The organism is Micromonospora sp. CNZ296, assembly GCF_007827635.1.
This window is the reverse complement of sequence record NZ_VISW01000002.1, coordinates 105,090-130,697: the sequence shown is the minus strand read 5'-3', so window position 1 is coordinate 130,697 and position 25,608 is coordinate 105,090. Positions and strand designations below refer to the sequence as shown.

3 protein-coding genes are annotated in these 25,608 nt (G+C 74.8%); all 3 read right to left on the bottom strand.

The window, feature by feature from the left end; all coding sequences use genetic code 11:
• Positions 1–46 precede the first annotated feature (46 nt).
• The 3 genes from FB455_RS03555 to FB455_RS03545 are packed head-to-tail and all read right to left on the bottom strand — an operon-like array spanning position 47 to position 25,608.
• The gene (locus FB455_RS03555) at positions 47–9,544 is read right to left on the bottom strand and encodes a type I polyketide synthase (RefSeq protein ID WP_145752190.1); all 9,498 of its coding nucleotides are present in this window, start codon (positions 9,542–9,544) and stop codon (positions 47–49) included.
• Between the two features lie 47 nt (positions 9,545–9,591).
• A complete protein-coding gene (locus tag FB455_RS03550; protein ID WP_145752188.1) occupies positions 9,592–14,586 on the bottom strand; it encodes a type I polyketide synthase in 4,995 nt (1,664 codons plus the stop codon).
• Positions 14,587–14,622: 36 nt separating this feature from the next.
• Positions 14,623–25,608 carry a type I polyketide synthase gene (locus FB455_RS03545; protein ID WP_486481502.1) on the bottom strand — a complete coding sequence of 3,662 codons (10,986 nt, stop codon included), beginning with the start codon at positions 25,606–25,608 and terminating at the stop codon, positions 14,623–14,625.

Sequence of the window (25,608 nt, the reverse complement as noted above, 5' to 3'; positions counted from 1 at the left end):
CTCGTCCAGGGAAACAGTCATCGGGCGCTCCTCAGGGCCGGCCGGGTCACGAGTCGGAGCCTTCCAGGGCCATCCGGACCAGGCCGGCGACGTCGAGTTCGCGGATCTGGGTCTCGGGTGCGGGCGACGTGACCGGGACGGCGGGCGCCACGGCCGGCGTGCCGGCACTCGTACGGGCCAGCTGGAGCAGCTGGTCGAGCAGGCCCGCCTGCCGCAGCTCGTCGAGCGGGATCGCGGCGAGGGCCCGGCGCACCGACTCCTCGTCGCCGCCGTCGCCGTCGTCCCCCTCGCCGTCCGCGAAGAGCTGCTCGTACAGGTGGCCGGCCAGGCCGTCCGGGGTGGGGTAGTCGAAGACGACGGTGGTGGGCAGGTCGTGCCCGGTCGCCGCGGTGAGCAGGTTGCGCAGTTCCACGGCCGTGAGCGAGTCGAAGCCGAGGTCCAGGAAGCCCCGGTCGGTCTCGATCGCGTCGGCGGAGGGGTGGCCGAGCACCTTCGCCGCGTCGACCCGCACCATCTCCAGCAGTGCGGCCCGCCGCTCGTCGTCGGGCAGCGCCCGCAGCCCGGCGAGCAGATCCCGGGAGCCGGGCGCGACCGCGTCCGGCGCCTCGGCGGGGGTGGCGGCCAGTCCGCGTACGGCCGGCAGGTCGGCCAGCAGCGGACTGGGCCGCAGCGAGGTGAACAGCGGCTGGAAGGTGGCCCAGTCGACATCGGCGACTGTGACGCAGCTGTCGCCGGCCGCCAGGGCGTGCCGCAACCCGGCCATCGCCACACCGGGTGGCATCACCTGCAGGCCACGGCGACGCAGCTGCTCCGCCGCACCCTCGGTGTACATGCCCGACTCGGTCCACGGTCCCCAGGCGATGGAGGTGGCCGCCAGGCCCCGGCCGCGTCGCCGCTCGGCGAGCGCGTCCAGGTAGGCGTTACCGGCCGCGTACGCGCCCTGTCCGCCGCTGCCCCACACCGCCGAGATGGACGAGAAGAGCACGAACACGTCCAGTTCGGCGTCGCCGAGCAGCTCGTCGAGGTGTTCGGCGCCGCTGACCTTCGGGGCGATGACGTACGCCAGGTCCTCCAGGGTGGTGTCGGCCAGCGGCACCACCTCGCTGACCCCCGCGGCGTGCACCACCGCGCGCAGCGGCGGCCCCTCCCGCCGGAGATCGGCCAGGAGGTCGGCCACGGCGGCGCGGTCGGCGGCGTCGCAGCGGACCACCCGGCAGTCCACGCCGAGCCCGGCCAGCTCGGAGAGCAGCTCGGCGGCGCCCGGGGTGTCGGTCCCCCGCCGGCTGGTCAGCACCACCCGTTGCGCGCCCTCGGCGGCCACCCAGCGGGCCACGTGCCCACCGAGCGCGCCGGCGCCTCCGGTGATCAGCACCGTGCCCCGGGGCTGCCACGGCGTGAGCTCCCCGTCGGTGGTGGCCGGTACGAGCCGCCGCACCAGCACCCCGGACTCGCGGACTGCGAGCTGGTCCTCCACGCCGCCGCCGGTGAGGATGCCGCCGAGACGCATCGCCGTCCACGGCTCCAGGTCGGTGGGCAGGTCGACCAGCCCGGCCCAGCGGGCGGGCTGCTCCAGCGCGGCCACCCGGCCCAGGCCCCACAGCATCGCCTGCCGCGCGTTGGCCGGGGCGTCGCCGTCGCCGAGGCCGACGGCGCCCTGGGTGACGCACCAGAGCCGGACCGAGGCGTCGAGGTCGACGAGCTGCTGGAGCAGGTGCACGGTCGCGGCGAGGCCGCGCGGCAGCGCCGGGTGCTCGGCGTGCGGGGCGTCGTCCAGGCCGAGGAAGGACAGGATCGACAGCGGCCCGTCGCCCGCGCCGAGCGCCTCGGTGAGCACGTCGGCGAACCCGCCGCACAGCTCCTCGGAGTCGGCGGCGGTGTCCACGGGCACGATGCTCACCTCGGCGCCCAGGGCCCAGGTGCAGGAGTGCAGGTCGGGGTCGTCCGCCCGGTCGGCGGGCAGCAGCACCAGCCACCGGCCGGGGTCCTGCTCCTGCGGGGTCTCCGCGATGGGCTCCCAGACCACCCGGTAACGGGTGCCGTCGACCAGCGCCTGCTCCCGGCCGCGCCGGCGCCACGCCGACAGGGCGGGCAGCACGGTGCCGAAGGGCTGGTCGCGGTGCACGTCGAGGTCGCGGGCCAGCGACTCGAGGTCCTCGGCCTCGACCGCGGCCCAGAAGCGGCGCTCGACCTCGGTGGCCTCGTCGGCGGCCACGAGGGCGGCCCAGGGCGGCGGCTCCGGCCAGTAGCGCTGCCGGTCGAACGCGTAGGTGGGCAGCTCGACCCGCTGGGCGCCGGTGCCGGCGTAGAGGACGGACCAGTCCGGGGAGACGCCGTGGGTGTGCAGCGCGGCGAGCGCGCGCAGCAGGGTGGTCGGCTCGGCGCGGTCCCGGCGCAGGGCGGGCACCACCAGTGGGGCCCGGCCGCCGGCCGGGGCCTCGGCCAGGACGGCCTGGGCGAGGGCGGTGAGCACCCCGTCCGGGCCGATCTCGACGTAGCCGGTGACGTTGCGCTCGCGCAGTGCCACGACGGCGTCGGCGAAGCGCACCGCCTCGCGGGCGTGGCGCACCCAGTAGTCGGGCGTGCCGATCTCCGCCGCGTCGACCGGCGCGCCGGTGACGGTGGAGACCATCGGGATGCTCGGAGCCGCGTACCGCAGCCGTCCGGCGACGGCGGCGAGGTCGTCGAGCACCGGATTCATCAGCGGACTGTGGAACGCGTGGCTGACCGTCAGGCGCCGGACCCGGACGCCCCGGCCGGCCCACTCGGAGGCCAGTTCCTCGACGGCGTCGCCGGCCCCGGACACCACGACGGCGGAGGGGCCGTTGACGGCGGCGACGGAGACCCGGTCGGCCCGCTCGCCGAGCGTGGCGGTCACCTCGGCCTCGGTGGCGGCGACGGCGAGCATCGCCCCGCCGGCCGGTAGCGCCTGCATCAGCCGGCCCCGGGCGGCGACCAGCTCGGCGGCGTCGGCCAGGGAGAGCACGCCTGCGGCGTGGGCGGCGGCGATCTCGCCGATCGAGTGCCCGGCGACGGCGTCGGGACGGACCCCCCACGCCTCGAACAGCCGGAACAGCGCCACCTCCACGGCGAACAACGCCGGCTGGGTGAATTCGGTGCGGTCCAGCGCCTCGGCCTCGGGCGTGCCGGGCTCGGCGAAGAGCAGTGGCTTGAGCGGGCGGGGCAGGTGCGCTTCGAGGGCGGCGCAGGCCTCGTCCAGGGCGGCGGCGAAGACGGGGAACGCCTCGGCCAGCTCGCGACCCATCCCGGCCCGCTGGGCGCCCTGCCCCGAGAACAGGTACGCCACCTTCGGCCGGGGCACCGCCACGCCGGTGACCACCAGCGGCGCGTCCTTGCCGGTGCCGAGGGCGCGCAGCCCGGCATCCAGCGCGATCCGGTCGGTGGCCAGCACGACGGCCCGGTGCTCCAGGGCGGCCCGGGCGACGGCCGACGACCAGCCGACGTCGACCGTACGTGGCGCCTCCAGCCCGGTGAGCTGCTCGGACCAGCGCTGCGCCTGGGCGGCCAGCGCGGACGCCGAACGGCCCGACAGCAGCACCGGCACCACCGGCAGCCGCGCCGGGTCACCCGTCGGCTGCTCGGCTTCGACCGGCTCCGGGGCCTGCTCCAGGATGGTGTGCGCGTTGGTGCCGCTGATGCCGAACGAGGAGACGGCGGCGCGGCGCGGGTGGTCGGTGACCGGCCAGGGGCGGCCCTCGCCGAGCAGCTCGACCGCGCCGACGCTCCAGTCCACCTGGTCGGTCGGCTCGTCGACGTGCAGGGTCTGCGGCAGGTAGCCGTGCCGCAGCGCCAGCACCATCTTGATGATCCCGGCGACACCGGCGGCGGCCTGGGTGTGACCGATGTTCGACTTGATCGAGCCGAGCCAGAGCGGCTGCTCGGCGGGCCGCTCCCGGCCGTACGTGGCGAGCAGGGCCTGCGCCTCGATCGGGTCGCCGAGCTTCGTGCCGGTGCCGTGCGCCTCGACGGCGTCCACGTCGGCCGGAGCGAGGCCGGCGTTGGCGAGCGCCTGCCGGATCACCCGCTGCTGCGACGGCCCGTTCGGGGCGGTGAGGCCGTTGGAAGCGCCGTCCTGGTTGACGGCGCTGCCCCGGATGACCGCGAGCACCGGGTGACCGTTGCGGCGGGCGTCGGAGAGCCGCTCGACGAGCAGCAGGCCGAGGCCCTCGCCCCAGCCGGTGCCGTCGGCGGCGGAGGCGAACGCCTTGACCCGGCTGTCCGGGGCGAGGCCCCGCTGCCGGCTGAAGCCGACGAACACCCCGGGGGTGGACATGACGGTGACGCCGCCGACCAGGGCGAGGGAGCACTCCGAGCGGCGCAGCGCCTGGCAGGCCCAGTGCAGCGCGACCAGCGACGACGAGCAGGCGGTGTCCACCGAGACGGCGGGCCCCTCCAGCCCGAGGGTGTACGACACCCGGCCCGAGAGGACGCTGCCGGCATTGCCGGTCATCAGGTGCCCCTCGGCGCCCTCGGCGCTGAACATCAGGTTGCGGTAGTCCTGGTAGTTGGTGCCGACGAAGACGCCGGTGGCGCTGCCGCGCAGCGTGTGCGGGTCGATCCCGGCCCGCTCGATCGCCTCCCAGGACGCCTCCAGCAGCAGTCGCTGCTGCGGGTCCATGGCGAGGGCCTCGCGGGGGCTGATGCCGAAGAAGCCGGCGTCGAAGTCGGTGGCGCCGGTGACGAAGCCACCCTCCCGGGCGTAGCTGGTGCCCTCCTTGTCCGGGTCGGAGTCGAAGAGCCGGTCCAGGTCCCAGCCCCGGTCGGTGGGGAACTCCCCGATGGCGTCGCCGCCGGAGGCGAGGAGCTGCCACAGCTGCTCCGGGGTGTCCGCCCCACCCGGCAGGCGGCAGCTCATCGCCACGATGGCGATCGGGTCGTCGTCCTCGGCCGCGGTGGCCGGGGCGGGGGTGGACACGTCGGGCACGATCCCGGTGAGCAGTTCGCCGAGGTGCGCGGCGAGCACCGTCGGGTTCGGATAGTCGAAGGCGAGCGTCGCGGGCAGCCGCAGGTCGGTGGCGGCGGCCAAGAAGTTGCGCATGTCGACTGCCGTCAGCGAATCCAGGCCGAGGTCGCGGAAGGGCTGGGTGGCCGGGATGTCGTCGGCGGCCCCGTAGCCGAGGGCCGTCGCCGCGCACTGCCGCACCAGCTCCAGCAGTGTCGCGGCGCGCTCCCCCGGCGCGAGCGCGGCGAGCCGCCGGGCGAGGGCCGACGGTACGTCCGTCTCCTCCTCGGCGGCCTCCTGCCCGGCCGGCTGCGTCGCCTCCTGGGCCTCGGCGAGGTCGCCGATCAGCGGGCTGGGCCGCACCAGGGTGAACGCGGGGGCGAAACGGGCCCAGTCGATGTCGGCGACGACTGTGGTGGGCTCGTCGCGGCGCAGCGCCCGGGCAAGGGCCTCGACGGCCAGTTCCGGGTCCATGCCGATCATGCCGCCCCGGCGCAGCCGCTCCTGGGCGCGCTCGTTCTCGGCGGGCAGGCCGGCCCCGCGCCAGGCACCCCAGGCCACCGAGAGGGCGGGCAGTCCCTCGGCCCGGCGCCGCTCGGCGAGGGCGTCGAGGAAGGCGTTGGCCGCCCCGTACGCGCCCTGCCCGGCGTTGCCGGTGGTGCCGGCCACCGAGGAGAAGAGCACGAAGGCGTCCAGGTCGAGGTCGCGGGTCAACTCGTCCAGGTGCAGCGCGGCGACGCACTTCGACGCGGCGACTGTGTGCAGGCGCTGCGCGGTGACGGTGTCGACGATGCCGTCGTCGAGGACGGCGGCGGTGTGCAGCACGGCGCTCAGCGGGGCGTCGGCGGGGACGGCGGCGAGCAGATCGGCCACCTGTGCCCGGTCGGCGACGTCGCAGCGGGCCACTGTGACCCGTACGCCGAGGTCGGTCAGCTCCGCCTCCAGCTCGGCGGCGCCCGGGGCGTCCGGGCCGCGCCGGCTGGCCAGCAGGACGTGCGCGGCGCCGGAGCGGCCCGCCCAGCGGGCCAGATGCCCGCCCAGTCCGCCGGTGCCACCGGTGATCAACACGGTGCCGCGCATCCGCCAGGTGTCGTCCGCGTCGCCGGAGGCGGCCGGCTCGGGTTCGGTGATCCGGGTGAGGCGGCGGACGAAGACGCCGGAGGCGCGGACGGCGAGCTGGTCCTCGCCCCGGCCGGACTGCTCCGCGCCGTCGTCGCCGAAGGCGTCTTCGCCACCGCTGGCGCCGAGCGCCGCGCAGAGCAGCGCGCCGGCCTGCGCGTCGAGCACGTCGGGCAGGTCGAGCAGGCCGCCCCAGCGGGCGGGGTGTTCCAGGGCGACGGCGCGGCCGAGCCCCCAGACGGAGGCGGCGGCGGGGCGTGGCGCCGGGTCGTCGGCGCAGGCCACGACGGCTCCCCGGGTGGCGCACCACAGCGGCGCCTCGACGCCGAGCAGCCCGAGCGCCTGCACCAGCAGGGCGGTGCCCGAGACGGCCAGCGAGGTGGCCGGGTGCTCCGGGTGCGCCCGCTCGTCCAGGCCCAGCAGCGAGAGCACGGCGACGGGTCCGCCGGGGCCGGCGAGCGCGGCGCTGAGCCGCTCGGCCAGCGCCGCCGGATCGCCGGTGGCGTCCAGCTCCACCGGGACGACGTCCGCGCCGAAGTTGCCGAGGGCCGACAGCACGTCGGTGACCAGCGGGTCGTCTTCCAGCGCCGCGGGCACCGGCACGAGCCAGGTGCCGGCGAGCCAGGTCAGCGGCAGGTCGGGCAGGGCTCGCCAGGTGACCCGGTAGCGCCAGCGGTCGATGTCCGGGGCGGCGTCGGCCGCGGCGAGGAAGAGCGGCGGCGCGGGCCAGTACCGGTGGTGGTCGAAGGCGTAGGTAGGCAGGTCGACGGTGGCCGCGGCCGGAAGCACCTTCGTCAGGTCGACGGGCAGGCCGACGGTGTACGCGGTGGCCAGGTTGGTCAGCAACCGGGTCACGTCGTCGTCACCACGACGCAGACTACCGATGGTGTGCCCACTCACACCGGCGTCGTCAAGAATCGCAGTCACCGGCATCGCCAGCACCGGATGCGGACTGATCTCGACGAACGTGGTGTACCCGGCGGCCACAGCCGTCCGCACGGCCGCGTCGAAGAGCACAGTCTGCCGCAGATTGTCGTACCAGTAGTCAGCGGTCATCACCGCCGGGTCGACCCAGTCCCCGGTGAGAGTGGACACGAGCCGGGTATGACCGGCCCGCGGACTGACACCGGCCAGATCCGCGCGAAGCTGCTCGGCGACCTCCTGCACCGCGGGTGAATGCGACGCGTAGTCCACCGGGATCAACCGGGCACGGACACCCTCGGCCCGGCACGCCTGCACAAGGCCGGCGACACGCTCCGGCGGACCGGACACCACGACGGTGGACGGACCGTTGACCGCCGCGACCCCGACACCCGCAAACGCGGGCAGCCGCTCGGCCACCGCGTCGACCGGCAGGTCCACCGACGCCATCGTCCCCGTACCACGCAGCACGGCCAGAGCACGCGAACGCAGCGCCACCGTCCTCGCCGCATCCTCCAGACTCAGAATGCCCGCCACACACGCCGTACCGATCTCACCCTGCGAATGGCCGATCACCACCTCCGGCACCACACCCGCCGCGCGCCACACAGCCGCCAGAGCGACACCGACGGCCCACAGCACCGGCTGCACGACCTCGACCCGCTCCAGCCACGACTCGTCCTCACCCGTGAGCACCGACACGAGATCCACATCGAGATACGGCGCCAAAGCCCGCCGGCACTCGGCCAAACACTCGTCGAACACCGGCACACGACCCACCAGGCCCGCCGCCATCCGCACCGACTGCGCACCCTGACCCGGAAACACGAAAACCGGACCCGCACCCGGACCCGACGCCGCCCCCGCGACCACATTCCCCGCCGGCTCACCGGCAGCGAAAGCGTCCAGCCCAGCGAGCAACCCCTCAGCAGACGACCCGACGACGACCACCCGATGATCGAACGCCGACCGGGTGGTCGCCAACGACCACCCCACCGCCACCGGATCGACCTCACCCCGCTCACGCACGTGCCCCGCGAGCCGGACAACCTGCCCAGCCAACGCAGCCCTCGACCGCGCCGACACCGGCCAGACAACCACATCCGAAGCGACCAGACCGGACCCGGACACGGACTCGACAACACCCGACTCGACCGGCTCGGTCGGCTGCTCGATGATCACGTGGGCGTTGGTGCCGGAGATGCCGAACGAGGAGACGGCGCCCCGGCGTACCCGGCCCGTCTCGGGCCACGGGCGTGCCTCCGTGGCCAGTTCCACCGCGCCGGCCGCCCAGTCGACGTGCGGAGACGGCGCGTCGACGTGCAGCGTCGCCGGCACGAGGCCGTGCCGGATGGCGAGCACCAGCTTGATCACGCCGGCCACGCCCGCGGCGGCCTGGGCATGGCCGATGTTCGACTTCACCGAGCCGAGCAGCAGTGGCGGGGCCTCGCCACGGTCCTGCCCGTACGTGGCGATGAGCGCCTGCGCCTCGATCGGGTCGCCCAGCTTGGTGCCGGTGCCGTGCGCCTCCACGACGTCGACGTCGGCGGTGGAGAGCCGGGCGGAGGTGAGGGCCTGGCTGATGACCCGCTGCTGCGCCGGCCCGTTGGGCGCGGTCAGCCCGTTCGACGCGCCGTCCTGGTTGACGGCCGTGCCGCGTACCACCGCCAGGACGCGGTGGCCGTTGCGGCGGGCGTCCGACAGCCGCTCGACCAGCAGCCAGCCGACCCCCTCGGAGAACCCGGCGCCGTCGGCGGCGGCGGCGAACGACCGGCACCGCCCGTCGGTGGAGAGTGCGCGCTGCCGGCTGGATCCGATGTAGAGGCCCGGAGTGGCCATCACCGTCACCCCGCCGGCCAGCGCCAGGTCGCACTCCCTCGCCCGCAGCGCCTGCACGGCGAGGTGCAGCGCCACCAGAGACGACGAGCAGGCCGTGTCGATGGAGACGGCCGGTCCTTCGAGCCCGAGGGCGTACGACACCCGGCCCGACGCGACGGCCGCCGCGCCCCCGGTCATCGAGTGCCCCTCGTCGCCGTCGGGCGACATCATCAGCAGGGTGCCGTAGTCCTGCCCGTTGGTGCCGACGAACACCCCGGTCCGGCTGCCGCGCAGCGAGGCGGGATCGATGCCGGCGGCCTCTACCGCCTCCCAGGAGGTCTCCAGCAGCAGCCGCTGCTGGGGGTCCATGGTCAGCGCCTCGCGGGGCGAGATGCCGAAGAAGGCGGAGTCGAAGTCGCCGGCCCCGTCGACGAACCCGCCCTCCCGGGCGTACGAGGTGCCCGGGTGGTCGGGGTCGGGGTGGTAGAGGCGCTCCAGATCCCAGCCCCGGTCGTCGGGGAAGGGCGCGACGGCGTCCCGGCCCTCCCGCAACAGCTCCCACAGGTCGTCGGGGTTGCGCACCCCGCCCGGCAACCGGCAGCTCATCGCCACGATCGCCACCGGCTCCAGTTCCTGGGACTGGGCCTCGCTGAGTCGGCGGCGGGTGTCGTGGAGATCAGCCATGACCCGCTTGAGGTAATCGCGGAGCTTGTCTTCATTGGCCATCGGAGTGCCGCTTCCTCGAAAGAGACGGGAGAGAGCTGGAGCTGGGGTCAGGAGATGCCGAGGTCCTTGTCCACCATCGCGAACAGTTCGTCGTCGGTGGCGTCGTCGAGATGCCGGCCGATGTCGGCGCCGCCGCTGTCCTGGCCGAGCCGGGAGAGCATCGCCTGCAGGCGTACGGTGGCCCGCACCCGGGCCGCCTCGTCCCGCGCGACCACGTCGAGGCCCTCGGCGATCCGGTCCAGATCGTCGAGGAGCGCGTTCGGGGTGACCACGTCGTCATGGGCGACCTCGGCGTAGAGGTACTCCGCCAGGGTCGTCGGGGTCGGGTAGTCGAAGACCAGGGTGACCGGGAGGGCCACGGCGGTGGCCGAGCCGAGCCGGTTACGCAGCTCGACGGCGGTGACGGAGTCGAAGCCCAGCTCCCGGAACGCCCGATGCTCGTCCACCGACTCGGCGGACGGGTAGTTGAGCACGGCGGCGACCTGGCTACGGACCAGGCCGAGCAGCACGGCGAACCGCTCGGTGGCGGGCAGCCCGGCGAGCCGGTCCCGCAACGACTCCGGGCCGTCGCCGACCTCCACACTGGCCACCGCCTCGGCGGCGGCGAGCCGCCGGACGTCCGGCAGGTCGCTGATCAGCGGACCGGGCCGGGTGGCGGTGAACGCGACGGAGAACCGTTCCCAGGCGATGTCGGCGATGGTGAGGAACGCCTCGCCGTGGTCCACGGCCTGGTGCAGCGCGGTGATCGCCGCCTCCGGGGTCATCTCGGGTACACCGTGGCGGTGCAGCAGATCGCCGAGCGGCCCGTCGGCCATACCGCCGCCGGCCCACGCCCCCCAGGCGATGGAGGTGGCGGTGAGGCCGAGGCCGCGACGGTGCTGGGCGAGCGCGTCGAGGAACGCGTTGCTCGGGGCGTAGTTGCCGACGCCGGAGCTGGCCACGCTGCCGGCGAAGGACGAGAACATGACGAACGCGGACAGCTCGTGGTCGAGGGTCAGCTCGTGCAGGTTGTACGCGACGTCGACCTTGGCCTGCAGCACCCGTTCGATCTGCTCGGGCCGGATGTCGTTGATCATGGCGTCGTCGAGGACGGCGGAGGCGTGCACGACCACGGTGAGCGGGTACTCGGCGGGGATCTGGTCGATCAGCTCGGCCAGGGCTTCGCGGTCGGAGGCGTCGCACTCGGCCACGACGGCCTGGGCGCCCAGCGCGGTGAGGTCGTCGACGAGCTGCTGCGCACCGGGTGCGGCCATGCCCCGGCGGCTGACGACGACGATGTTCTCCACACCGCTGCGGGCCAGCCAGCGGGCGGCGTGCCCACCGAGCGCGCCGGTGCCGCCGGTGACGAGCGCCGTGCCGTACGGCTGCCACGGGTTGGCGGGCTGGCTGTCGCCGAGCGGGACGCGGGTGAGCCGGCGGGCGAGCAGGCCAGTCGGCCGTACCGCGATCTGGTCCTCGTCCCCGGCGGTGGTGAGGGCCGCGACGAGCAGGTCGGCGCAGCGGTCCTCGACGGCCTCGGGCAGGTCCACGAGCCCGCCCCAGCGCTGCGGGTGCTCCAGCGCGGCGACCCGGCCGAAGCCCCAGACCAGCGACTGCACCGGGGAGCGCAGCAGGTCGGCCATACCGACGGACGCGGCGCCGGAGGTGACGCTCCACATCGGCGCGCGCAGGCCGATGTCGCCGAGGGCCTGGAAGAGCGCGACGGTGGCGGCGAAGCCGCCGGGCACGGAGGGGTGCAGCGGGTGGGCCAGTTCGTCGAAGGCGAGCAGCGAGACCACGCCGGCGACCTCGGCGGTGGCGTCGCCGCCCGGTGCGGCGGCCAGCGCCTCCCGCAGCAGCTTGCCGAACTGGTCGCGGTCGACGTCGGGCGTGGAGACGGCCACCGGGACGAGGGTCGCGCCGGCCGCCGCGAACGCCTCGACGCAGGCGTCCTGCCATGGCTCGATGATGTCGCCGGTCGGCAGGACCACGACCCAGGTGCCGTCCATGCCGCGGTTGGCGACGCCGGTCAGCGGCTTCCAGGTGTCCTGGTAGCGCCAGCTGTCGATGTCGGCCTGCCGGCGCCGCTGCCGGCGCCAGGAGGCGAGCATCGGCAGGGCCGGCAGCAGCGCGTCGAGGACCTCGTGTGCCGGGGTCTCCTCGGTGGCGATGGTCTCGGCGAGGGCCGTGACGTCCCCGCTCTCGACGGCGGCCCAGAAGCCCGCGTCGCCCGGGTCGCCGCTCATGCCCGACAGCAGGCTCTCCAGGTCGGGCCCGCCGCTGCCGTCGAGCCAGTACCGGTGGTGGTCGAAGGCGTAGGTGGGCAGGTCGACGGTGGCCGCGGCCGGGAGCACCTTCGTCAGGTCGACGGGCAGGCCGACGGTGTACGCGGTGGCCAGGTTGGTCAGCAACCGGGTCACGTCGTCGTCACCACGACGCAGACTACCGATGGTGTGCCCACTCACACCGGCGTCGTCAAGAATCGCGGTCACCGGCATCGCCAGCACCGGATGCGGACTGATCTCGACGAACGTGGTGTACCCGGCAGCCACAGCCGTCCGCACGGCCGCGTCGAAGAGCACAGTCTGCCGCAGATTGTCGTACCAGTAGTCAGCGGTCATGGTGAGCGGGTCAGCCCACTCGCCCGTGAGGGTGGAGACCAGCCGGGTGTGGCCGGCCCGCGGGGTGACGCCGGCCAGGTCCGCGCGAAGCTGCTCGGCCACCTGCTGCACGGCCTCGGAGTGCGACGCGTAGTCCACGGGGATCAGCCGGGCGCGGACGCCCTGCGCCTGGCACGCCTGCACGAGGTCGGCCACGGGCTGCGGCGGGCCGGACACCACGACGGTGGACGGCCCGTTGACGGCCGCGACACCGACACCCGGGAACTCCCCCAGGCGCTCGGCAACCGCGTCGGCCGACAGGTCGATCGACGCCATCGTCCCGGTCCCCCGCAGCACCGTCAGCGCCCGCGACCGCAACGCCACTGCCCTCGCAGCGTCCTCCAGGCTCAGGATCCCGGCGACACAGGCCGCGCCGATCTCGCCCTGCGAGTGACCGATCACCGCGTCCGGGACGACGCCCGCCGCGCGCCACACGGCCGCCAGGGCGATGCCGACGGCCCACAGCACGGGCTGCACGACCTCGACCCGCTCCAGCCACGACTCGTCGTCACCGGTCAACACCCCGACGAGGTCCACGTCGAGGTACGGCGCCAGGGCCCGCTGGCACTCGGCCAGCTTCGCGTCGAACACCGGCGTACGACCGACGAGCCCGGCCGCCATCCGCGCCGACTGCGCCCCCTGACCCGGGAACACGAAGACGGGACCTGCGCCGGCGCTGGTGACCGTACCGCTGACGAGGTTCCCTGCCGGCTGGCCGGCGGCGAGGGCGTCCAGCCCGGCCAGCAGCTCGTCGGCGGTCGACCCGACGACGGCGGCACGGTGGTCGAACGTCGAGCGGGTGGTGGCCAGCGACCAGCCGACCGCCGCCGGATCGATCTCGCCGCGCCTGCGCAGGAAGTCCGCGAGCCGGGCCGCCTGCCCGCCCAGGGCGGTCCTCGACCGGGCCGAAACCGGCCAGAGGGTCACGTCCGAGGCGACCAGGTCCGGCCGGCGCGCGGGCTCGACGGCGCCGGTCCCGTCCGCCTGCTCGCCGTCGACGGTCGCCGCCTCGGCGACGCGCGGGCGGTACTCCTCGAGGATGACGTGGGCGTTGGTGCCGCTGACCCCGAAGGAGGAGACGCCGCCGCGGCGGGGGCGGTCCAGCTCCGGCCACGGCTTGGACTCGGTGAGCAGGGAGACCGCCCCGGCCGTCCAGTCCACGTGCGGGGACGGCTCGTCGATGTGCAGGGTCTCCGGCATGACGCCGTTGCGCAGCGCCATCACCATCTTGACCAGACCTGCGACGCCGGCGGCGCTCTGGGTATGGCCGATGTTCGACTTCACCGAGCCCAGCCACAGCGGCCGGTCCGCCGGGCGGTCCTGCCCGTACGTGGCGATGAGCGCCTGCGCCTCGATCGGGTCGCCGAGGGTGGTGCCGGTGCCGTGCGCCTCGACCATGTCGACGTCGGCGGTGGAGAGCCGGGCGTTGGCGAGGGCCTGGCGGATGACCCGCTGCTGGGAGGGGCCGTTGGGGGCGGTGAGCCCGTTGGAGGCGCCGTCCTGGTTGAGGGCGCTGCCCCGGATCACGGCGAGGACCGGGTGGCCGTTGCGTTCGGCGTCGGCCAGCCGCTCCACGACGAGCACGCCGCCGCCCTCGCCCCAGCCGGTGCCGTCCGCGCCGGCCGCGAAGGCCCTGCACCGGCCGTCGACGGACATGCCGCGCTGCCGGGAGAAGACGACGAACACACCGGGGGTGACCATGACGGTGACGCCACCGGCGATGGCCAGGTCGCACTCGCCGCGGCGCAGCGCGTTCACGGCGAGGTGCAGGGCCACCAGCGAGGAGGAGCAGGCGGTGTCCACGGTGACGGCCGGGCCGTTGAGGCCGAGGGTGAACGAGATCCGGCCGGACGCGACGCTTGTGGTGTTGCCGGTGCCGATGTACATGTCGACGCCCTCGGGCACGTGCGGCAGACCCATGCCGTAGTTCGAGGTGCTCAGCCCGACGAAGACACCGGTGGAGCTGCCGCGCAGCGACAGCGGGTCGATGCCGGCCCGCTCGACGGCCTCCCAGGACGTCTCCAGCAACAACCGCTGCTGCGGGTCCATGGCGAGGGCCTCACGCGGCGAGATGCCGAAGAGGGACGGGTCGAAGTCGCCGGCACCGTCGAGGAACCCACCGATGCGGGTGTAGCTCTTACCCGGCTTGTTGGGATCGGGGTCGTAGAGCGCCTCCAGGTCCCACCCCCGGTCGTCGGGGAACTCGGTGAGCGCGTCCCGGCCGTCGGCGACGAGCTCCCACAGGTCCTCCGGCGACCGGACGCCACCGGGGAAGCGGCAGCTCATGGAGACGATGGCCAGCGGCTCCTGATCCCGGGCCTCGACGGTCTGCAGCTTGCGCTTGGTGTCGTGCAGGTCTGCGGTCACCCGCTTGAGGAAGTACCGCAGCTTGTCGTCGCTCATCGGGTGGCCCCTGCCTCGATCCGAAGGTTGGTCATCTCAGGAGATTCCAAACTCTTTGCTGATGAAGTCGAAGATCTCGTCGTCGCTGGCCGAGTCGAGGTCTGGCCGGTCCGGTTCGACGGAGGGCCCGGCCGCAAGGTCGGACGCCTTGGCGAGCAGGTCCTGCATCCGGGCGGTGAACCGGGCGCGGGCCGCCGGGTCGAGCGGGATGGCGGTGAGCAGGCTCTCCACCGTGTCGATGCCCTGGAAGAGCGGTTGGGTGGAGGGCGCCGCGTCGGCGGCGATCTCGCTTGTCAGCTTCTCGGCGAGCGCCGTCGGCGTCGGGTAGTCGAAGACGAGCGTCGCCGGCAGCCGCAGGCCGGACAGGTTGTTGAGCCGGTTGCGCAGGTCGACGGCGGTGAGTGAGTCAAAGCCCAGGTCGGTGAAGAGCCGGTTCGGGTCGACTGCGTCAGGGCCGGCGTGGCCGAGGACGGCGGCGATGTTCGCCCGTACCACGTCGAGCACCACCTTGAGCCGCTCCGGGGCGGCCAGTCCGGCGAGCCGCTGGCCGAGTTGGACCCCGCCGGAGCGGGCACCGGTGGCGTCCACGGAGCGCCGCAGCGGCACCCGGACCAGGGCCCGGAGGATGGGCGCGAGGGTGCCGCCCTCCGCCTGCCCGCGCAGCGTCCCGACGTCCAGGCGCATCGGCAGGACGGCCGCCGCGTCGAGCCGCCACGCGGCGTCGAAGAGATTCAGCGCCTGCTCGGTGGCCAGGCCGGTGGCGCCCTGCTCGGCCATCCGTCGCACGTCGTCGTCGCCGAGGTGACCCGTCATGCCGCTGGCCTGCTCCCACAGGCCCCAGGCGAGCGAGTTGCCGGCGAGCCCACGTGCCCGGCGGTGCGCCGCGAGGGCGTCGAGGAAGGCGTTCGACGCCGCGTAGTTGGACTGGCCGGCGCTGCCCAGCGTGGCCGCCGCCGAGGAGAACAGGACGAAGGCCGCGAGGTTCGCGTCGGCCGTGAGGCGGTGCAGGTGCCAGGCGGCGTCGATCTTCGGCACGGCGACCGCGTCCACCCGGTCGGGGGTCATCGACTCCAGCACGCCGTCGTCGAGGACGCCGGCGGCGTGCACCACGGCGGTGAGCGGGTGCGCCGCAGGCACCCCGGCCAGCAGCGCCGACAGGGCCTCGGGGTCGGCGGCGTCGCAGGCCACGACGGCCACCTCCGTACCGGTGCCGGCGAGTTCGGTGACCAGGTCGCCGATCCCCTCGGCCGCCGCGCCGCGCCGCCCGGCCAGCAGCAGGTGCCGTACGCCGTGGCTGGTGGCGAGGTGGCGGGCCAGGATGCGGCCCAGCACGCCGGTGCCGCCGGTGATCAGCACGGTGCCGGCCGGGTCGATCCCGCCGGGCAGCGGTTCGACGGCGGCCGGAACCCGGCCGAGCCGTGGCGTGCGGACCTGCCCGTCGCGCACGGCGAGCTGCGGCTCGCCGGAGGCGATGGCGGCGGCCACCGCGGCGGCGCTGTCCGGGGCGTCGTCGAGGTCGACGAGCTGGCACCGGCCCGGGTGTTCGAGCTGGGCGGTGCGCAGCAGGCCCCAGACGGGGGCCTGGCGCAGGTTCACCGGCTCCTGCTCCCCTGCCGCGACCGCGTTCCGGGTGACGAGCACCAGCCGCGAGTCGGCGAACCGGTCGTCGGCGAGCCAGGTCCGCAACGCGGCGAGCGTACGGTGCGTGGTGGCCCGCGCCTGTGCGGCGAGCTCCGGGTCCGTCGGGTCCCCGGCGTCGCCGACCGGGACGATCACCGCCTCGGGCGTCGGCTCACCCCCGGCGAGCAGGTCGCCCAGCGAGTCGAGCCCGACGTCGGTACGCACCCGGGCACCGGCCGCCTCGCAGGCGGCGCTGAGCGCCAGGTCGTCGCCGAGCGCCACCCAGCGGGTGGCCGCCGGCACGGGGCCGGTTGGCACCGGCAGCACCGGCCAGTCCACCTGGAACAGCGACTCGTGCCGGCCGGAGCGGGCCGCGCCGAGGGAGTCCCCGGAGACGCGGCGCATGATCAGCGAGTCGACGTGCAGCACCGGGGCGCCGGTGGCGTCGGCCACCTGGAAGGAGACGCCGACCTCGCCGGCCGCGGCGACGCGTACGCGCAGGGCGGTGGCCCCGGCGGCGAGCAGGGAGACCCCGGTCCAGGCGAACGGCAGACGGGGCACGCTGGCGTCGGCGCCGTCGCCCATCCGGCCGAGGAAGCCGCCGATCGACATGGCCTGCAGCGCGCCGTCCAGCAGTGCCGGGTGCACGCCGAAGCGGCCGGCCGTGGCGTGGTGGTCGGCGGGCAGCTCGACCTCGGCGAAGACCTCGTCGTCGCGGGTCCACGCGGCGCGCAGGCCACGGAACGCCGGTCCGTAGCCGAAGACGGTCGCCTCGATACCGGAGTAGAAGTCGTCGGACTCGACGCGTGTCGCGCCGGGCGGCGGCCAGACCCCTAGGTCGAAGGCGGGCGCGGCGTCGGCCGGCTGCGGGCCGAGCAGACCGGTGGCGTGGCAGGTCCAGGCGACGTCGGCGAGGATCTCGTCCGAGCCGTCCCGGTAGGGCCGGGAGTAGAGCTGGACGGTACGCCGCCCGTCGTCGTCCCGGTCGCCGACCGTCAGCTGCACCTGGAGCGCGCCGAGTTCGGGCAGGACGAGCGGGGCGAGCAGGGTCAGCTCCTCCACCGTCGGGCAGCCGGCCTGCTCACCGGCGTACGTGGCCAGTTCGACGAAGGCGGTGCCGGGCAGCAGGATGTTGTCCATCACCCGGTGCTCGCCGAGCCACGGGTGGGTACGCACCGACAGCCGCCCGGTGAAGACCATCCGCTCGCTGTCGGGGAAGGTCAGCGCGGCGCTGAGCAGCGGGTGCCCGGCGTCCTGGAGGCCGGCGGAGGCGACGTCCTGCGCCCGGTGCACCGGCGGCTCGACCCAGTACCGCTGGTGGTCGAAGGCGTACGTGGGCAGTGCGACGGTGTCGGTCTCGGCGAGTACGGCCGTCAGGTCGACGGGCAGACCGATCGTGTGCGCGGTGGCCAGGTTCGTCAGCAGCCGCGTCGCGTCGTCGTCACCGCGGCGCAGACTGCCCAGCGTGTGCCCGCTCACGCCGGCGTCGTCCAGGATCGCCGTGACCGGCATCGCCAACACCGGATGCGGAGAGATCTCCACGAACGTGGTGTGACCCGCCTCGACGGCCACCCGGACGGCGGCCTCGAACTGGACGGTCTGCCGCAGATTGTCGTACCAGTAGTCCGCCGTCATCGACGCCGGGTCCACCCAGTCCCCGGTGAGCGTCGACACGAGGCGGGTGTGGCCCTGTCGCGGCGTCACGTCGGCCAGGTCGGCGCGCAACTGCTCCGCGACGTCCTGCACCGCCGCCGAATGCGACGCATAATCCACCGGAATCAACCGCGCCCGCACCCCGTCGGCCTGACACGCCTCCACCAGATCGGCAACCGGCCGCGGCGGACCCGACACCACGACCGTGGACGGACCGTTCACCGCCGCGACGCCCACCCCGGGGAACTCCCCGAGCCGCTCGGCCACCGACTCCGCCGACAGGTCGACCGACGCCATCGTGCCGGTACCCCGCAGCACCGTCAGCGCACGCGACCGCAACGCGACCGCCTTCGCCGCGTCCTCCAGGGACAGGATCCCCGCCACACACGCCGCGCCGATCTCACCCTGCGAATGCCCGATCACCGCCGCCGGCACCACACCCGCATGCCGCCACACCGCCGCCAGAGCCACACCGACGGCCCACAGCACCGGCTGCACCACCTCGACCCGCTCCAACCACGACTCGTCCTCGCCGGTCAACACCGACACGAGATCGACATCGAGGTACGGGGCGAGAGCCCGCTGGCACTCCGCCAGCCGCGCGTCGAACACGGGCGCACGACCGACGAGACCGGCGGCCATTCGTGCCGACTGCGCACCCTGGCCCGGGAACACGAACACCGGGCCCGCGCCGTGGGACGTGGTGGTGTCGGCGACGACGTTGCCGGCCGGCGTCCCGGACACCACCGCGTCCAGCCCCGCCAGCAACTCCTCCGTGCCCGACCCGACGACAGCGGCACGGTGACCGAACGCCGACCGGGTCGTAGCCAGGGACCAGCCCACCGCCGCCGCGTCGATGTCGCCGCGCTCACGCACGTACTCCGCGAGACGGGCCGCCTGGCCGGCCAGGGCGCCCTTCGACCGTCCCGACAGCGGCCACAGCACCGCGTCGGAGGCCACGAGCCCGGGGCTGGGCTCGGCCGGTGCCACGGACAGTTCGTCGGCCTGCTCGATGATGACGTGGGCGTTGGTGCCGGAGATGCCGAACGAGGACACCGCCGCCCGGCGCGGCCGGTCCACCGCCGGCCAGGGCCGCGACTGCGTCGCCAGCTCCACCGCGCCGGAGGTCCAGTCGATGTGCGGCGACGGCTCGTCCACGTGCAGCGTCGCCGGGACGAGGCCGTGCCGGATGGCCTGCACCATCTTGATCACGCCGGCCACACCGGCTGCGGCCTGGGCGTGGCCGATGTTCGACTTGATCGAGCCGAGCAGCAGGGGCCGGTCGGCGGGCCGCTCCCGCCCGTACGTGGCGAGCAGGGCCTGCGCCTCGATCGGGTCGCCGAGGGTGGTGCCCGTGCCGTGCGCCTCGACCACGTCCACGTCGGCCGTGGTGAGGCGGGCCGACGCCAGCGCCTGCCGGATCACCCTCTGCTGCGAGGGGCCGTTCGGGGCGGTCAGCCCGTTGGAGGCGCCGTCGGAGTTGATCGCCGAGCCGCGCACCACCGCGTAGACGGTGCGGCCCTGCCGGCGGGCGTCGGAGAGCCGCTGCACGAGCAGCATGCCGACGCCCTCGGACCAGCCGGTGCCGTCGGCGGACGCGGCGAACGACTTGCACCGGCCGTCGGCGGCCAGGCCGCGCTGCCGGGAGAACTCGACGAACGCGGTCGGGGTGGCCATCACCATGACGCCACCGGCGAGGGCCATGTCGCACTCGCCGCGCCGCAGCGCCTGGCCGGCCCAGTGCAGCGCGACCAGCGACGACGAGCAGGCCGTGTCCAGCGACACCGCCGGCCCCTCCAGCCCGAACGTGTACGCCACCCGGCCGGAGATGACGCTGCTGGTCATCCCGGTCAGCATGTAGCCCTCGGCGGCCTCCGGCGAGTACGCGAGCAGCGAGCCGTAGTCCTGGCCGCTGGTGCCGACGAAGACGCCGGTGCTGCTGCCCCGTACGTCGGTGGGGTCGATGCCGGCGGACTCGAAGGACTCCCAGGTGGTCTCCAGCAGCAGTCGCTGCTGCGGGTCCATGGCCAGGGCCTCGCGGGGCGAGATGCCGAAGAAGTTGGGGTCGAACCTGTCGACGCCGCTGAGGAAGCCGCCGCCGCGGGCGTAGAAGGTGCCGGGGGCGTCGGGGTCGGGGCTGTAGAGGCTGTCGAGGTCCCAGCCACGGTCGGTGGGCAGGTCGCTGATCGCGTCCACGCCGTCGACCACCAGCCGCCACAGGTCGTCGGGCGACCACACGCCGCCGGGCAGCCGGCAGGCCATGCCGATGATCGCGAGGGGCTCGTCGTCGCCGACCGACACGGCGGTCGTCGTGGGTCGCATGGGAACCGGGGTGCCGGCGATCTCCGTACCCAGGAAGGCCGCCAGGTCGTGCGGGGTCGGGTAGTCGAAGACGAGGGTGGCCGGCAGCCGCATCCCGAACGCGTTGTTGAGCCGGTTGCGCATCTCGACGGCGGTGAGCGAGTCGAAGCCGAACTCGCTGAACGCCCGGCGCGGCTCGATGGCCGCCGGGTCGGGGTAGCCGAGCACGGCGGCGGCCTGGCCCCGGACGATCTCGACCAGCGCGGCGGCCCGCTCGGCGTCGCCGAGCCCGGCGAGCTGCTGCACCAGCGACGCGCCGGTGCTGGCCGCGGCGGCGCGGGCGGGCGTGCGGATCAGCGCCCGGTACAGCGGCGGGATGCTTCCGCCGGCGAACTGCACCTTCATCGCGGCGAGGTCCAGCCGGGCCGGGACGAGCGCGGCGTCGGTGGTGCGGCAGGCCGCGTCGAAGAGGGCGAGCCCCTCCTCGGCCTCCATGGCGGCGACGCCGGAGCGGGAGATCCGGTTGAGGTGGACGTCGTCCAGCTCGGTGGTCATGCCGCTGCGGTCGGCCCAGAGGCCCCAGGCGAGGGTGAGGGCGGCGAGGCCGCGCGCCTTGCGGTGCTGGGCCAGCCCGTCGAGGAACGCGTTGGCGGCGGCGTAGTTGCCCTGGCCCGGGCCGCCGGCGGTGGCGGCCAGCGAGGAGTACGAGACGAACGCCTTCAGGTCGAGGTCGGCGGTCAGCTCGTGCAGGTGCCAGGCGGCGTCGACCTTGGGCCGCAGCACGCCGTCCATCCGCTCGGGGGTGAGCGAGGAGATGACGCCGTCGTCGCGGACGCCGGCGGCGTGGATGACGGCGGTCAGCGGGTGCTCCGCCGGGATGCCGGCCAGCAGCTCGGCCACGGCGCCACGGTCGGCGACGTCGCAGGCGGCGACGGTGACGCTCACGCCGAGCGCCTCCAACTCGGCGCAGAGCTCCGCGACGCCCCCGGCGGCGCGACCGCGCCGGCTGGTGAGGATCAGGTGCCGGACGCCGTACGTGCTGACCAGGTGCCGGCTCATCAGCCGGCCGAGGGTGCCGGTGGCGCCGGTGATCAGGACGGTGCCGTCGGAGTCGAACGGGGCTGCCGGCGGCTCGGTCGGGGCGGGGACCCGGGTGAGCCGGGCGCCGGCGGCGACGCCCGCGCGGATCACGACCTGCGGCTCGTCGGTCGCGACGGCCGGGACGAGCGCGGCGGCGCAGCCGGCCACGTCGTCGACGTCCACCAGCACGAACCGGTCGGGGTTCTCCGACTGGGCGGAGCGCAGCAGGCCGATCACGGCGGCGCCGGCCAGGTCCGTCAGGTCGGTGTCCCGGTCGGTGGCGACCGCGCCCGAGGTCAGCACCACCAGTCGGGACACCGCGTAGCGCTCCTCGGCGAGGAACTGCTGGAGCACGGCGAGCACCCGGTGGGTCGCCTCGGCGACGGCGCGCGGCACGTCCGCCGACGCGGGCGGGTCGAGCAACGGCAGGACCAGCACGCCGGGCGCGTCCGTCCCGCCGTCCATCGCCGTGGCCAGGGCCGCCAGGTCGGGGTACGCCGCCACGGCCGTGCCGGTGGCGGCGACCGCGTCGGTGAGCGCCGCGGCGTCGCCGAGCACCGCCCAGTCGACCGGGGCCGGGCCGGCGGGAAGCGCGAGCGGGGCCCACTCGACCCGGAACAGCGACTCGGTGCCGCCGCCGGAGGCGGTGCGGAGTTGGTCGGCGGAGACCGGCCGCAGGACGAGGGAGCCGACGGAGATGACCGGCGCGCCGGTGACGTCGGTGAGCAGCAGCGAGATGCTGTCGGGGCCGGTGTGCGAGACCCGGACGCGGGCCGCCGCGGCCCCGGCACCGTGCAGGGCGACGTCGTTCCAGGAGAACGGCAGGCGGCCGAATCCGGGGGGCATGCCCGCCCCGGAGGGCTCCCCGGCCGGCGTGGTCAGGCCGAGGGTGTGCAGCGCCGCGTCGAGCAGGGCCGGGTGCAGGCCGTACCCGGCGGCCTCGGCGGCGGGGGCCTCGGGCAGCGCCAGCTCGGCGAAGAGGTCGTCGCCGCGCCGCCAGGCGGAGCGCAGGGCGATGAACGACGGGCCGTAGTCGTAGCCCTGGGCGGCGAGGTTCAGGTAGAGGTCGTCGGTGCCGACCTCGGTCGCGCCCGGCGGCGGCCAGGTGGTCAGGTCGGACCAGCCGGCGGGACCGCTCGGCACGGCCGGGCCGCTGGCCAGCACGCCGCTGGCGTTGCGGGTCCAGGCCCGCTCACCCGTGCCCTCGGCCGGCTCGCCGTCCTGCGCGGAGTGCAGCGACACGGAACGGCACCCGGTCTCGTCCGCCGGGCCGATCCAGAGCTGGATGTCCACGCCCCCGGTCTCCGGCAGGATCAGCGGCGACTCCAGGGTCAGTTCGCGGACGTGGTCCGCGCCGACGTGCGCGCCCGCCTGGAGGGCGAGTTCGACGAAACCCGTGCCGGGCAGCAGCACGGTGTCGAACACGACGTGGTCGCAGATCCACGGGTGGGTACGCCGGGCCAGCCGGCCGGTGAAGAGGAAGCCCTCGGCGTGCGCGACGCCGACGGCGGCTCCGAGCAGGGGGTGTTGCGCGGGGCGCAGGCCGACCGCGGTGACGTCGCCGGTCCACCCGGCGCCCGCCTCGGGCCAGTAGCGCTGGTGCTGGAAGGCGTACGTGGGCAGGTCCACCCGCCGGGCGCCGGTGTCGGCGAACCACTGCCGCCAGTCGACTGCGACCCCGTGCACGTGCAGCTCGGCCAACCCGGCCAGCAGCCCGTGCGCCCCGGACCGGTCCTTGCGCTGCGCGGCGACGGCCAGCACGGCGTCGTCGGCGGGCAGGATCTCGCCGACCATCGCGGTCAGGACGCTGCGCGGGCCGACCTCCAGGAACGTGTCCACCCCCGCCTCGCGCAGGGCGGTGATTCCGTCGGCGAAGCGGACGGCCTCGCGGACGTGGCGCACCCAGTAGTCGGCCGTACGGATCTCGTCGGCGTCAGCCAGCGCACCGGTCACGTTCGACACCACCGGCAGCGACGGCGCGGAGAACGTCAACCCGTCTAGGACGGCGCGGAACTCGGCGAGCATCGGCTCCATCAGCGGACTGTGGAACGCGTGGCTGACGGTCAGCCGGCGCGTACGCACGCCCCGGTCCCGCCAGACCCGCTCCACCTCGTCGAGGGCGTCGACGGCACCGGAGACCACGACCGAGGTCGGCCCGTTGACGGCCGCGATCCCGACCCGGTCGGTCGAGCCGGCGATCGACTCGACCACCGCCACCTCGTCGGCGGCCACCGCGAGCATGCCGCCACCGGCCGGCAGGGCCTGCATCAGCCGGCCCCGCGCCGCCACCAGCGCACACGCGTCGGCCAGCGACAGCACCCCCGCCACGTACGCGGCCGTCACCTCACCGATCGAGTGACCGCCCACGAACTCCGGCGCGATGCCGAACGACTCGACGAGGCGGAACAGCGCCACCTCGACGGCGAACAGGCCCGCCTGCGTGAACACCGTCTGGTCCAGCAGGGCCGCCTCGGCGGAACCCTCCAGCGCGAACAGCACCTCCCGCAGCGGACGCGGCAGCAGCGCGTCCAGGTACACGCACACCTCGTCCAGCGTGGCGGCGAACACCGGGAAGCCCGCGTACAACTCCCGGCCCATGCCGGCGCGCTGCGCGCCCTGGCCGGAGAAGAGCACCGCGAGCGAGCCCCGGCCGCCGGCCTGCCCGGCGACGACCGCGCCGGACGGCTGACCGGCGGCGAGGGCGCGCAGCCCGGCCAGCAGGTCCTCGCGGCCGGTCGCGTGGACCACGGCGCGGTGGTCCAGGCTGGACCGGGACGTCACCGACGAGAAACCCAGATCGAGGGGCCGCAGGGTCTCGTCGGCGGCGATCCGGGCCGCCCAGCGGGCCGCCTGCGCGGCGAGGCCGGCAGCGTCCCGGGCCGACACCGGCACCGGTACGACCGGCCGCTCGACCACCGGCGCGGCGGCCGACGGGGCCGGCTGCGGTGCCGGGGCCTGCTCCAGGATGGTGTGCGCGTTGGTGCCGGACACCCCGAACGAGGAGACCGCCGAGCGGCGCGGCCGGTCCACCGCCGGCCACGGCGTCGCCTCGGTCACCAGCGAGACGTCGCCGGCCGACCAGTCGACCTCGGGCGTCGGCTCGTCGACGTGCAGGGTGGGCGGTACGACGCCGTGCCGCATCGCCATGACCATCTTGATGACGCCGGCCACCCCGGCGGCCGCCTGCGCATGGCCGATGTTCGACTTGACCGAGCCGAGCAGCAGCGGCGCGGAGTCCCCCCGCTCCTGTCCGTACGTGGCCAGCAGCGCCTGCGCCTCGATCGGGTCGCCGAGGCGGGTGCCGGTGCCGTGCGCCTCGACCACGTCCACGCCGCCGGCGGCGAGGCCGGCGTTGGCCAGGGCCTGCTGGATCACCCGCTGCTGCGACGGCCCGTTCGGGGCGCTCAGCCCGTTGGAGGCGCCGTCCTGGTTCACCGCGCTGCCCCGTACCACGGCGAGGATGGGGTGGCCGTTGCGCTGCGCGTCCGCGAGCCGTTCCAGCACCAGGACGCCGACGCCCTCGGACCAGCCGGTCCCGTCGGCGGCGGCGGCGAACGCCTTGCACCGGCCGTCGGCGGCGAGGCCGCGCTGCCGGGAGAACTCGACGAAGGCGGCCGGGGTGCACATGGCGGTGACGCCGGCGACGATGGCCAGGGTGCACTCCTGCTGCCGCAGCGCCTGGCCCGCGAGGTGCAGGGCGACCAGGGAGGACGAGCAGGCGGTGTCGATGGTGACGGCCGGCCCCTCCAGCCCGAAGGTGTACGCGATCCGGCCGGAGACCACGCTGCCGGCGTTGCCGGTCATCAGGTGCCCCTCCAGGCCCTGCGCGGCACCCATCAGCACGGTGCCGTAGTCCTGGCCGGTGCTGCCGGCGAAGACGCCGGTGCGGCTGCCGCGCAGCGAGTGCGGGTCGATGCCGGCCCGCTCCAGGGCCTCCCACGAGGTCTCCAGCAGCCAGCGCTGCTGCGGGTCCATCGCCAGCGCCTCCCGGGGGGAGATCGCGAAGAAGCCCGGGTCGAAGTCGGCCAGGTCGTGGACGAAGCCGCCCTGCCGCGTGTACGACGTACCGGCCTGCTCGGGGTCGCTGTCGTAGAGCGACCCGAGGTCCCAGCCGCGGTCGGTCGGGAAGTCGGAGACCACGTCCCGGCCGGACGCGACCACCTCCCACAGGTCCTCGGGCGAGCGCACCCCGCCCGGGAAGCGGCAGCTCATGGAGACGATGGCGACCGGTTCCTGTTCACCGGCTTCCACCTCGCGCAGGCGCTGGCGCACCTGGTGCAGGTCAGCGGTGACCCGCTTGAGGTAGTCGAGAAGCTTCGCCTCGTCAGCCATGGACCGCGCACTCCTTGTGTTGACCCGTCGTCGCAG

Bases quoted from the DNA above. Each gene is read 5' to 3' on its own strand.
- FB455_RS03550 (WP_145752188.1), bottom strand. From the start codon at position 14,586: ATGAGCGACGACAAGCTGCGGTACTTCCTCAAGCGGGTGACCGCAGAC.
- FB455_RS03555 (WP_145752190.1), bottom strand. From the start codon at position 9,544: ATGGCCAATGAAGACAAGCTCCGCGATTACCTCAAGCGGGTCATGGCT.